The following is a 12178-nucleotide window of genomic DNA, read 5'->3' on the forward strand; positions in this document are numbered from 1 at the left end:
TCATCAGCGTGGGCCATCGCGCAGAGCTCGAGGAATTTCACGATCGCAAGGTGCTGCTTGAGCGACGGGAGGCCGGCGCCCGCGTGACGACGCGGCGCATATCGAAATCCCTGTGGCGACTGTTGCGTGGCCGAAAAGCTGGCAATGACGATAGGACTTCGACCGCGGACCCAAACTAAATCGCTTGGTCTTCATGATCGCTGGCAAGGCCGAAGTTGTCAGCCGGCGCGCGCAGCATTGAGATGAGCCGATATGATCTGACCGACTTCGAATGGCGCGTCGTCGAGCCGCTCTTGCTCCAGGCGGTTGGCGACGTGGTCCGAGTATCGGTCGTGGCGGCAGGCGAATGGCCGATCCGCTCCCGCGTCGAACCACCCGCTACCGCCACTGTGCCAGGACCTCGCTGGTGGTGGCGGCCTCGATTTGCTGGCTGAAGCGGGAAAGGTACAGTTCCATCAGTGCGTCGTGGGTTGCGTCAGATGAGCTGCACAAGGCGTCGGTGACCAGCACGACCCGCAGGCCTCGATCGACGGCTCCGAGCACGGTCGCGAGAACACAGACATCGGTCTCGCCACCGGTGACGATGACCGTATCGATTTCACGCTCCGCCATGAAGTGATCGAGGCGGCCTTCGCTCCAGGGTGAGTAGACCTTCTTGTCCAGCACATGCGCGGGCGGAACGAACCGCTCCAGAGAGGGCAGGAGCTGGACGGCTTCGACGCCGGCCCTTTCCAAGGTGACCTSCGGCCATCTCCGATAATAGCGCTGCCATGTGCCGCGCCCGTCMCCCTCGCGCTCGGCCGGGATGAAGCGGGTGAAGAGAGTCCGTTCCGGGTGAGATCCGCATAATTCCTCGACCGCCGGCAGAACCTTCTGGAGCCAAGGGAAGGCCCAAGGGTAACCCGGCCCGAAAAGTCGCTGCATGTCGACGCAAAGGTGAATGCAGTTCAGGCCGAGCTCGCCATGCACCAGCCCATGGGCCGCCATTGCTCATCCCTTCAAGAAATCTCCGGCGATCAGGTCTTGCGGATCGAACGGGTCATTCCGCTGCGCCGACCGGCGGGCAGGGCATCTCCGGATGATTCTGCTGGGTCCGCTTCATGCTTCGCCGCCGCAAAACTCTCGGTATCGCCGCGTGCGAACGGGGGATGGGCTCCCGTCGGGTGAGGAGACCTCGGGTTTGGACCTGCCCGAGTTTCGTCTGCGGCGCCGGGCTGACCTGGCCGTTGCGCAGTTCGGGTATTTCCAGGCGCTGATGCATCCCCCTGACCCAGGGAGGATTTGCGAGCGTCCCACTGCCTCACCGCTGCAATGAGTTCTGCCAGTTCCTCTGCCTGCGGACTGCCCTCCTTGGCGTCGGACAGACTCTGAATCCGCGCGGCCGCTTCGGTATAGGCTTCCGCTGTCGTTATGCGCATGGGGTTTCCTTCCGCACTCTGCCACTTGGTAACGGCGTCTTCGACCACCCCTCTCGCCGGTTTGCGAAGGTGGGTCACCGCCGCGCCGCTCGTCAGAATCCAATCGCTGCCGGAGCGGCGGATTTCGAATGTCGCCGTCATCTCGTTCGCAAGCTCCCGGAGATTGCGGGATCGCTAAGGTCCGCATGCTCCGGAAGCGGGCGCCCTTCGGTTGCGATGCACCAAAGGGGCATCAGGCTGCCTTCTTGTTCGCCGAGGAGATGCCGATCTTAGACAGAAGCTGATCGGTCTTGGTTTCCTCGCTCAGCGTCTGGTCGAGGAGGGTTACGGCCTGCTTCAGGCCCAACTCATTAGCCCAGGTCTTGAGAGTGCCGTAGCGGGCGATTTCGTAGTGCTCGACGGCCTGAGCGGCGGCGACCAGACCCGCATCGATCGCGGGACTGCCCTCGAACTCTTCGATGATGCTCTTTCCCTCGTCGATGATGCCGAGGATAGCGTCGCAAGTCTTGCCGCGAGGCGCCTTCCCGAGAAGCTCGAACACCTCGGCGAGCCGCTCGACATGGGTTTCGGTTTCGTCTCGATGGGTCTCGAACGCCTTTTTGACCTCCGGCGAAGTGGCTGCGCGCGCCATCTTCGGCAAAGCCTTCAGGATCTGCTTCTCGGCAAAATAGATGTCCTTGAGCGTATCGAGAAAGAGGTCGTCGAGCTTCTTGGGTTCAGCGGCCATTGGAGCCTCCTGGCTGGACGTGAAAACCCCTTAACCGCACTGGCCGACTTGGGTTCCAGTCTTCAGCGGGGCGATATTTGCGACCGAGAGATGGAGGCCGGCGTGCTGGCCAGAGGAGCTCTCGCCCTATGAGCGAACGAACATCCCAGGTCACTGCTAGTCCCAGGCGATTGCGATGCGCGAATGGCGATTTGGGGCGCCGGATCCAGATCGCCGCCGCACGGAACCGTGACTCGTCGACAACGATTACTGGCTGTGGCGCTAGGAAAAGGCTCCAGCGGAACACCGTTTCGCTCCGGCCTTGCTGAGCGTGGGCACTCGCGAAGCGAAGAGCGAATGTCGCATCGGGCAAGCCTCGATTGGCTGAACTTCCTGCTGGCGGATCTGCGCGGCGGGCTGGGGCCCTACGTCAATGTCTTCCTGCTTACGGAGGTCGGCTGGGACCAAGCGAAGATCGGAGCCTTGCTCACCGCCAGCGGTCTTATCGGTATTGCCTTTCATGCGCCGATCGGCGCCTTGATCGACGCCACGCGCGCCAAGCGCGGTCTCATGATTGGTGGGGCCTGGCTCCTTGCGCTTCTGGGAACCGCCATTGCGACCTATCCGACGATAGCGGTCGTGTTCGTCGCGGATGTCAGTATGGCGCTTCTGGGGGCCGTCTTTGCGCCCACGATCGCGGCGATCACGCTCGGACTTTACGGAGCCCGCGACGCTGCTGCGCAGCTCGGGCGCAACGCCGCGTTCGACCGGCTCGGCAACCTGTTCATTGCCACTTTGGCCGCGGTGGTCGGCACGCATTTCGGGCAACGTGGTGTCTTCTACATGCTTCCGCTGTTCGCCGGCCTCTCGATGATCGCCGTTCTTTCAATCCCGGCCGGCGCCCTCGATCATCAGCGCGCTCGCGGCCTCGATGAAGTCATCCCGGAAAATAGCCGGCCGTATCCATGGCGGCAATTGTTCGCCGAACGCCCCTTTACCGTGCTGGCGATCGGTACGGCGCTGTTCCATTTCGCCAATGCGCCGATGCTGGCTCTCGCTAGCCAGAAGCTGGCGCTCGAAGCAAAGGGCTTCGAGTCCGCCGTGACGTCGGCCGCCATCATCGTCGCCCAGCTCGCGACTATCCCGATGGCCTTCCTCGTGATGCGCGCCAACCGGATCGGCGGCAAGCCGTTGCTTATCCTAGCGTTCGCGGCCCTGCCGCTGCGCGGCATCCTGTTCGCCGTGGTCGACGAGCCCTATTGGATGATCGCCTTTCAGCTCCTCGACGGAATCGGAGCCGGGCTGTTCGATGTGCTCTTGCCGCTCGTTCTGTACGGCGCCGTCCTGGGCAGCGGTCGCTACAACATGGCGCGCGGAATGCTCGGTACCATTCAAGGGATTGGAGGAGCGTCGAGCTATGCATTCGCAGGCAGCCTGGTCGTTTGGGGTGGTTACAGCATCGCCTTTGCCGTGCTCGCCGGGGTGGGCGTGATCGCTCTCCTCCTCATCCTGATGGCCATGCCGGAGACTGTCTCGAGTATACGTGCGGAATCCCACGTCGAAGAGTTCTGATCCCGAACTTTCGGCTCGGACCGGCGTTGAAAACTCGCCCGCGTTCGCGGGTCGGATGGGCCGGAGAGCAAGGGGATGCGGATCGCGCAAATTGCGCCGCTGGCGGAGTCAGTTCCTCCGCGATTGTATGGCGGCACGGAACGGGTAGCGTCGTGGCTTACCGAGGAACTCGTGCGGCAAGGACATCGGGTCACCTTGTTCGCCTCCGGCGATTCCCAGACCTCGGCCGAACTGGTCGCCTGCGCACCGCAGGGCTTGCGGCTGGCAGGCATCCGAGATCACACGGCCAGCCACCTCGCCATGCTCGCGAAGGTCCGGGAACGGCAGGAGTCATTCGATGTCATTCATTTTCATCTCGATCTGCTCCAGCACGCGATGTTCTCGGACCTGACCCATAAATGCGTAACGACGCTGCATGGTCGCCTGGACTTGCCCGATTTCCTGCCGGTCTATCAGGCCTTCCCGCGGATGCCGCTGATCTCGATTTCGGACGGACAGCGAACACCCATGCCATCCACCGCGAACTGGCTGGCGACGGTCCACCACGGCCTGGGGCCGGGCCTGTGTCCGTTCGAGGCGCGGGGAGGGGACTACCTTGCCTTTCTCGGACGGATCACGCCCGAGAAGCGACCTGACCGCGCGATCGAGATCGCCAAGCGTGCCGGCATGCGTCTGCGGATCGCGGCGAAGGTCGATGCGGTCGACGAGGAATATTTTAGGTCTCAAATCGAGCCGCTGCTTGATCATCCGTTGATCGAGTTCATTGGAGAAATCGACGAGGCGCAGAAGGCCGGTTTTCTCGGMGGCGCCCGGGCTCTCCTGTTTCCGATCGACTGGCCGGAGCCGTTCGGCCTCGTCATGATCGAAGCGATGTCGGCGGGAACTCCCGTGATYGCYTGGCGCAACGGCTCCGTGCCGGAGATCGTTAGAGACGGAGTGTCCGGGATCATCGTCGACTCGATTGCGGAGGCCGTTTCAGCCTGCGAGCGCAGCACCGCCATGGATCGTTCAAAGGTGAGGGCCCATTTCGAGCAGCATTTCACCGCCGAGCGGATGGCCCGCGATTATCTCGAGGCATTCGACCGTCTTCTGTCCTCGCCACAAGGTTACACCAAGGCCGCAGAATAGACGCAGAGCCATGAGCCAATCGGGTGAACGAACCGCCGGGCCTCCGACGAGGAGTAACTTGGAATGCATGAGCAGATCGCTGCCTCAAGACAGCCGGAAATTGCCGGACGATCTGAGCCTTCGTCCGATCATGCCCTTGATGCGCATCCCTCGCTCGTCGAGCGTCCGCTGCGGACCTTGAAATCCGGCGACACTTTTGCCGTCCTCGATAGCCACGGCGACATCGGGATCACGCCGGACACCTCCGAGGGCTTGTTCTGCAACGACACCCGGCATCTCTCTCGGCTGGAACTGTTCTTCGAGGACAAGCGCCCCTTGCTCCTCGGCTCGGTAATCCAGGACGACAACACCGCCCTGACGGTGGATCTCGCCAATCCTGAGATTATCCGGAGTGACGGATCAACCGCCATTCCCCGGGACGCCATCGCGATCGAGCGGACGAAGTTCCTTTGGAACGCGGTCTGTTACGAACGGGTCGGGTTGCGCAACTTTGACCGGGTCCCGCATGAGTTCACGCTGTCCTTGTCCTTCGGCGCGGATTTTCGRGATCTTTTTGAAGTTCGCGGTATGAAGCGCGCCCGGCGCGGCGAGACGGAGACGCAGATCGCGTCGGAGGGGGTCCGCTTCGCGTATCGCGGCCTCGACGACAGGGTTAGAAGAACGGTCCTGCGCTTCAAGCCCAACCCATACGAATTGAGGAATGGCCTGGCCTCGTTCCGTTTCCGCCTCGAACCAGGCGAGCGGACCTCGCTTCTCCTGACTGTCGCTTGCGATTTGGTTGAGGCTTCAAGGGGCGATATCCTGCCCATCGGTACCGCGCCCGGCGCGCCGCCGCTGGAGTTCGCCAAGGCCTACCAGAATGCCCGCCGGGGCCTTCGTGCGCTGACGGCTAACGTATCCAAGGTCAAGTCGTCGAACGCCCTYTTYACCGACCTGATGAGCCGGTCGACCTCGGATCTCTATACACTCGTGACCCGCGGAGCCGACGGGCTCTACCCCTATGCCGGGATTCCCTGGTTCTCCACCATGTTCGGACGGGACGGGATCATTACGGCGATGATGCTCTTGTGGGCCGATCCGGCGGTGGCACGTGGGGTCTTGCTGCATCTGGCGCGGGCGCAGGCCGTAAGCAGCGACCCGGTTGCGGATGCGCAGCCCGGCAAGATCCTTCATGAACGGCGAAGCGGCGAGATGGCCAATCTGGGGGAAGTGCCGTTCGGATTCTACTACGGCTCCGTCGACGCCACGCCACTCTTCGTCATGCTCGCGGGCCAGTATTTYGACCGTACCGGCGATCTCGCGACGATCCAGCGGCTCTGGAAGAACATCGAGGCTGCGCTCCTTTGGTGCGACACATWTGGAGATCGCGACGGAGACGGTTTCATCGAATACTTTCGCGAGACCGAAAACGGACTCGCCAACCAGGGCTGGAAGGACAGCCATGATTCGATTTCCCATGCGGATGGATCGTTGGCGCGGGGCCCGATCGCSCTCGTCGAGGTTCAGGCCTATGCCTATGCCGCCAAACGGGCGGGGGCCGTCATGGCCCGCGCCCAAGGCTTCGACTTGCGCGCCGACGAGCTGACGCAGCAGGCAYTGGTGTTACGTGAGCGCTTCGACCGGGCCTTTTGGTGCGAGGAGATCGGCTCCTATGCGCTGGCGCTCGATGGCGACAAGCGTCCCTGCCGAGTTCGTTCTTCGAATGCGGGACACGCTCTGTTCGGAGGCATCGCGTACCCGGAGCGCGCCGAGCGGATTGCTCGAACTCTCATGAACGAAGGCAGCTTCAGCGGCTGGGGCATCCGGACACTGAATACTGGGGAAGTGCGCTACAATCCGATGTCCTATCACAATGGCTCGGTCTGGCCGCACGACAATGCCTTGATCGCCATCGGCTTGGGTGCCTACGGCTTCAAATTGGAGGCCTCGCGCCTATTCGAAGCCATCTTCAACGTCGCGACCCATCAGGAACAGCAGCGCTTGCCGGAGCTGTTCTGCGGCTTTTTGCGAAAGTCGCGCCGCGGGCCGACGGCCTATCCSGTGGCCTGCTCGCCTCAAGCCTGGGCYGCGGCAGCTCCCTTCGCGATGCTGTCCGCCTGCCTCGGCTTRGAGCTTCCCGCGGCGGCAAACGAGGTCAAGCTCGTCGACCCTGTCCTACCGTCTTTCCTCGACGATGTGATTATTCACGAGCTGACCTTGGGCGATTCCCAGTTCGACCTTCGCGTACACCGCCACCAAAGCGATATCACGCTCAACGTCCTGAAGCGCTGGGACGAAAGCAACGCGCGGGTCACGATGATCAAAACGAGGTAGCCGCAGCCAGTTCCGGACATCACGCCAGATAGATTTCAAAGCGCCCGATCTCCTCAGAGGWGATCGGGCGCTTYGGCAGGCTCACTCGATCACTTGGATGATCTTGCGCGAGGTCGGCTCCACCAGGACCGTCTTGTCGTTGACGATGGCATAGCGGTATTGGACGCCGACATCTGCCGGGAGCGTATGCAACGTCACCGATGACGGCAGAGCCGCGCCGACGGCGACAGTTTCAGTCACTTTCACYGAAGCCGGCTTTTCCTTCATCACGTAGGTCTTCACTTTGCTCTGCTGGTCCGTCGTGATGGTGGTGGTCGACGTCTGCGCAATTGCCGTTGAGCAGACGAGGCATGCAGCGAGCGATGTTGCGATAASAGTGCGCATTGAGGTTCTCCCCTTTGGTCCCCCCGCTGGTCCGCTAACCTCGCTGYGYCTCACTTGTTCCGGCTCGCTGTRACGGGCTTGGCCAGGTCGGGAATTCACCCRYACSGATCGCCGCGCTGCGCGTTGGRAAGGTCGCGATCGAATCKGCGAAYCYGRYGTGCCGCGGCAKGSCCCCCTCCGAGGAACCGCCAGCTYGGCAATATCGTTGATCAGGTTGCCAGGGCATATTCCGTCCAACTGCGGAGCCAACCTTCGCCTGGCGGGAGCTGCCGCYGGGAACGCAGAACTTGGTWGYCGACWCCYCCTCTCGATCCGACCCCGGGTCCGCTCGCGATCCGGTCGTCGAACCTAGTAAGCCGCGGCTGCTCACGTTGCTGGGTCCTGGGCTGGTCACGGGCGCGTCCGACGACGATCCCAGCGGTATCGCCACCTATTCGCAGGCAGGGGCTCAGTTCGGCCATGGCGCAAGCTGGTCGCTCGTCCTGACATACCCCTTGATGGTGGCGATCCAGATCATCAGCGCCCGGGTCGGCCGGACGACGGGACGCGGCCTCGCCGGGAATATTGCGCGTTGCTACCCGAGATGGGTGGCCTATGCCGTGACCATCCCTCTGCTGGTGGCCAACATCATCAATATTGGAGCCGACCTCGGCGCGATGGGCGACGCCCTGAAGATGTTGGCCGGAGGTCCCGCCCACATCTACGTCGCGTTCTTCGGTGCAATCTGCATCGGCTTGCAGGTTCTGATGGAATACAAGCGCTACGTCGCGGTGCTGAAATGGCTGTCGCTGGTTCTCTTGGCCTATGTCGCAGCGCTGTTCGTCGTGAAGGTCGACTGGCTGRCCGTYGCGACGAGCATYGTGCTGCCCAGGCTTTCGYTCGACGCGGACTATCTGTCGATCGTCGTCGCCATTTTCGGGACCACCATCAGCCCGTATCTGTTTTTCTGGCAAGCTTCGCAGGAGGCGGAGGACCTCAAGGAGAAGCCCCGGGAAGAACCTCTCGTCGAACATCCCGAACAGGCAACGCCCGCGCGCGAACGGATTCAGCTCGACACGGCGGTCGGTATGGCGATCTCCAACCTAATTGCGCTGGCGATCGTGACGACAACGGCCTCGACCTTGAACCCGGCTGGACTGACGGACATTCAGAGTTCGGTCGATGCGGCCAAAGCCCTGGAGCCGATCGCYGGCTCYTTCGCGAARGYGATCTTCGCGATCGGCATTCTCGGAACGGGCATCCTGGCGGTGCCGGTTCTSGCGGGTTCGGCGGCCTATGCGATCGGAGAAGCCGCCAAATGGCCCGTCGGCCTSTCCCGGRAGCCGCGAGAGGCGAAGGCTTTCTATCTGGCTGTCTCGGYCGCCACGGCCATCGGCGTYGCCTTGAACTTCACGTCAGTCGACCCGATCAAGGCGCTGGTCTGGAGCGCCATGATCAACGGCGTGGTCGCCGTGCCAATCATGGTGATCCTGATGCTTCTGGCGGCCGATCCGAAGATCATGAAGCAGTTCGTGATCGGGCGGGCTTTGAAAGTGCTCGGGTGGATCGCCACAGCGGCGATGGCCGCGGCGGTCATCGGGATGGCGATCACTGCGATCTGACCGCGAGACCAACTTCGTGCACCGCCAGTCGCTACCCGCTCACAAGTGAGCGCTGGCTCTCAAATGTAACCACGCCGCCAGGCCCGTATGTTCCAAAGCCTGACGAGCAGGACAGCGACCGCAATTGCATTCGAAGGGGCCATCCGGGCATCGCCGACGATCTTCGAGAGAGCGACATGGTATCGGTCGCCAGCCCAAGCGTGAGAAGCCGTCTGGCACGGAGACGCGGCGGAAGGTCTTATATATACCGAGGCGTATCTGACATTTATTTGCTTTGCCGTATACGGCGTACCTAAGGGGGGCGCCGTGGACCAGATAGCCTGAACGCCTAAGCAAATTCGCCATCCGCCGGCAGCGCCGCAAGATCGGCTTGAACCAAACGAGCGTCGGGGATCGAACGAAGCTGCGTCAAGCGACCAGAGAGTGGCGCGCCCGGGACGCAGTTCGGAACGCGTTGCGACATTCTTCCCGCGCTTGACCTCGAGTTCATGATGCGTGCCAGGAGGAGGGCAAAGCCGGCAGAGATCGAGGACATCTTTTGATCGCCCGCTCGGCCGTATATCCCGCTCAATGTCTTCCTGAACGGCCGTCTCGTCGGCGGCTGAACAGGCAATCCAGCAGCGCGATCGATGGCCGTAAAGGCGCGACCTTTAGGGCCGCTGCGGATTTCGTGGGGCCTGCAAATCCGTCGGACTTTTGGGGGCGTCTCGCTGATCGATTTGACCGGCCTTTTCCTCGCGAAGCGTCTTGGCGTGGTAGATGTTAAAGCCGATGAAGATCGTAACGATGATCGCGGCCATGGTCACGACAATCAGAAGCGCGCCTTTGGCAGCTTGGCGAGGCGGCGGTGGTGGTGGATGTTCCGRCACGGATCTTCCCCGAATTGTATCGCCGGTAAACGCGGAGCGTCGGAAGCCGTTCCTCTGCWGCAAATGAATCGTCGGCAGCRYCGGAGTTTTTCCRTCTGGCTCGCGCGATCTTCGATTTGGATGCAGGTCCGGCCGGACCGCGCGTTTTAGCGATTGGTTGTCGAATTTCTGCGTCTGAACGTTGAGAATTAATGAAAGTTCTTCTAGATTTGTTGCCAAATAAAAACTCTGTAATAAAAGGGTTGAATCGTAAGCTCTCGTCAGAGGCCGAGGAGATTGAAATTGTCAGAAAACAACGGAGCGCTCGGCGACCTGGTCGCGCATATCGTTTCGGCATTTGTCGCCCACAATAGCGTGCCAACGGCTGAGCTTCCGGCGTTGATTGCTAGCACGCACGCTGCGCTGACCGGACTTGGCCAAGCTCCCGCGCCGGTGCTCGAGGAAAAAGCCACTCCGGCAGTGTCGATCAAGAGGTCGATCACCCCCGACTTCTTGATATGCTTGGAGGACGGCAAGCGTTTCAAATCTTTAAAACGGCACCTGCGCACCGCCTTYGACATGTCGCCCGATCAGTATCGTGCGAAATGGAACCTTCCGCCCGACTATCCTATGGTCGCGCCGAACTATGCCGAGGCTCGCTCGCAGCTTGCGAAGAAAATGGGCCTCGGCAATGAGCGTCGGAAGACGGCGCCGGAGCCTGCGACTCCGAAGCGCGGTCRGGTCAAGGCGTCAGCTTGAGGCATTTCAGCCGGCGCGACGGTCGAGTTCGCGCCGGATTTGGTAWGCGCGCTAAGTCCACCGGTATCGGTACCCGAAACGCTATCAGATCGAAGCGACGTCGCTGACGTCGACTGATCGCCAGGAATTTTTCGTCGCCGCTGCTTCGGCAGAAGAGGCAATGACCAGACATRGCRATAGCAGCCCGCTCATGACCARCCGGRTCTGAACCTGCAGTCCAGGCTGAGGTATCGGGATCGACATGGATCAGATCAGGCCGAATAGGTCATGTAGTGGCTCTAGCCCGAGGGCGCTTACCCTATTCGACAAGATGGTCGCGGCATCAGCTCACCCTTGCAATAACAGTCAAGGAACAAACCCSAACYCAATGGCTTCCTCCAATGAAGGAGAATGCCATGCAAAAGCCACGTGAGAATCCAACATTGCTCGAAGATGAGCGGCGCTTGGTCACRCCAGCGGAAAGCCCGCTCGCTTCYGATTCGRTGCAAACCGGCAGGCGAACGAGCSACCGTACCAATGTGCACGACGAAGGCAGCGATGCGAACGATACCCCAGACGGCCTGAGCGAGGCCGAGGAGGCCRTGCGGAAGGCAGCAGAGGATATTCCCGTGGGCAACAGCCCCGAGGGACCGACCGAATCCGTACCGGTTTTTGATCGCGGAAGCTTGCCACCCAAAGTCTAGCAGACGAGTCACCACCGACGCGCCAGCCAACTGTAGATTAGGAGAAAGCCGAGAGCGAAGAGAGCGGCCGCCAAGGTCAGCGACGAGTGGAAGCGCATGCGCAGCCGCCGGTCCTCATTGATGTTGTCCATGAGATCGGCTTGCTTCACCCACAGTGCCGGAGGTGTTTAGAACAGCCGACATAAGCGAAGTTGTTGCGAATCGACGCCTGTGGCTTCAACTATCTCGGGGAGTAACTCCCGAAGCGCAGCGATATCGCGTCAACCTCCTGCTTTTCCCGCAGAAGCSAGCCATGATCCGCATCGGATGAGCGAGAGCGAWCCAAGTCGGCGTACATCCTGGCCGTYCTGGTGGCKCCAAATTAATCCCGGCTCCTAACCTCKCCCTTGGGATTCAGATCAACCGTCGAGGTGCGGCCATTTACGAGCGCCTTGGCGGTCCATCCCCCATCCGAGGTACGTGCGAGCTCGCGGACATCGGGATAGCCGCTGGCTGCCAGCTTTTGCCTCGCCTCGTCCTCAGACTGAGCCGGCGCGGGCTGTATGGTCTCTGCCGGCGGCGCATTCTGTGGTGGTCCGGTCGGCGAAATCTGCGCCTGTGCCGAACAGCAAAGCGCAAGGACCAAGACGCCGGCGCGAAAGCACATGTCGCTCTCCTTCAAGTGAGTCGCCAAGGTCCCGATCGGTCGGGAAGCGGGCTTGCCGTTGACGGGCGTCTCCAAGCTGAAGAGGACGGTGGACACGCCATAATCCGCGGAGTCATGCGA

Annotated in this window: 11 protein-coding genes; 5 read left to right on the forward strand and 6 right to left on the reverse strand. The window is 61.7% G+C overall.

The window, feature by feature from the left end; translation table 11 throughout:
* Positions 1 to 378: 378 nt before the first annotated feature.
* The 3 genes from AB4Y99_RS18495 to AB4Y99_RS18505 form a co-directional block, all read right to left on the reverse strand.
* On the reverse strand, positions 379 to 987 hold the full coding sequence (locus AB4Y99_RS18495) for a cysteine hydrolase family protein (protein ID WP_441524340.1): 609 nt from the start codon (positions 985 to 987) through the stop codon (positions 379 to 381).
* Positions 988 to 1016: 29 nt separating this feature from the next.
* Entirely contained in the window at positions 1017 to 1559 is a 543-nt protein-coding gene (locus tag AB4Y99_RS18500) for a hypothetical protein (protein WP_441524341.1), read from the reverse strand.
* 91 nt (positions 1560 to 1650) lie between these two features.
* The gene (locus AB4Y99_RS18505) at positions 1651 to 2145 is read right to left on the reverse strand and encodes a YciE/YciF ferroxidase family protein (protein ID WP_441524342.1); all 495 of its coding nucleotides are present in this window, start codon (positions 2143 to 2145) and stop codon (positions 1651 to 1653) included.
* 336 nt (positions 2146 to 2481) lie between these two features.
* On the opposite strand from AB4Y99_RS18505, the gene AB4Y99_RS18510 reads away from it, so the two are divergent.
* From AB4Y99_RS18510 to AB4Y99_RS18520, 3 genes are all read left to right on the forward strand, one after another.
* On the forward strand, positions 2482 to 3696 hold the full coding sequence (locus tag AB4Y99_RS18510; protein ID WP_441524343.1) for an MFS transporter: 1215 nt from the start codon (positions 2482 to 2484) through the stop codon (positions 3694 to 3696).
* A gap of 75 nt (positions 3697 to 3771) precedes the next feature.
* Entirely contained in the window at positions 3772 to 4824 is a 1053-nt protein-coding gene (locus tag AB4Y99_RS18515) for a glycosyltransferase family 4 protein (RefSeq protein ID WP_112764434.1), read from the forward strand.
* A gap of 63 nt (positions 4825 to 4887) precedes the next feature.
* Positions 4888 to 7137, forward strand: a complete 2250-nt coding sequence (locus AB4Y99_RS18520; RefSeq protein ID WP_441524344.1) for an amylo-alpha-1,6-glucosidase — start codon at positions 4888 to 4890, stop codon at positions 7135 to 7137.
* Positions 7138 to 7218: 81 nt separating this feature from the next.
* On the opposite strand, the gene AB4Y99_RS18525 is transcribed toward AB4Y99_RS18520, so the two are convergent.
* Entirely contained in the window at positions 7219 to 7521 is a 303-nt protein-coding gene (locus tag AB4Y99_RS18525) for a DUF1236 domain-containing protein (RefSeq protein ID WP_441524345.1), read from the reverse strand.
* 362 nt (positions 7522 to 7883) lie between these two features.
* On the opposite strand from AB4Y99_RS18525, the gene AB4Y99_RS18530 reads away from it, so the two are divergent.
* The gene (locus tag AB4Y99_RS18530; RefSeq protein WP_441524349.1) at positions 7884 to 9122 is read left to right on the forward strand and encodes an NRAMP family divalent metal transporter; all 1239 of its coding nucleotides are present in this window, start codon (positions 7884 to 7886) and stop codon (positions 9120 to 9122) included.
* A gap of 650 nt (positions 9123 to 9772) precedes the next feature.
* On the opposite strand, the gene AB4Y99_RS18535 is transcribed toward AB4Y99_RS18530, so the two are convergent.
* Positions 9773 to 9922, reverse strand: coding sequence for a hypothetical protein (locus AB4Y99_RS18535; protein WP_441524346.1), 150 nt, complete (start codon positions 9920 to 9922; stop codon positions 9773 to 9775).
* A gap of 351 nt (positions 9923 to 10273) precedes the next feature.
* On the opposite strand from AB4Y99_RS18535, the gene AB4Y99_RS18540 reads away from it, so the two are divergent.
* Positions 10274 to 10729 (forward strand): Ros/MucR family transcriptional regulator, encoded by a 456-nt coding sequence (locus AB4Y99_RS18540; RefSeq protein WP_441524347.1) that lies wholly within the window; start codon positions 10274 to 10276, stop codon positions 10727 to 10729.
* 1044 nt (positions 10730 to 11773) lie between these two features.
* On the opposite strand, the gene AB4Y99_RS18545 is transcribed toward AB4Y99_RS18540, so the two are convergent.
* Positions 11774 to 12178, reverse strand: a 405-nt coding sequence (locus AB4Y99_RS18545) for a hypothetical protein (RefSeq protein ID WP_441524348.1), incomplete at its 5' end; no start/stop codon positions are given.

The sequence above is a fragment of the Allobosea sp. TAB14 genome, assembly GCF_052113865.1.
Classification (GTDB): domain Bacteria; phylum Pseudomonadota; class Alphaproteobacteria; order Rhizobiales; family Beijerinckiaceae; genus Allobosea; species Allobosea spartocytisi.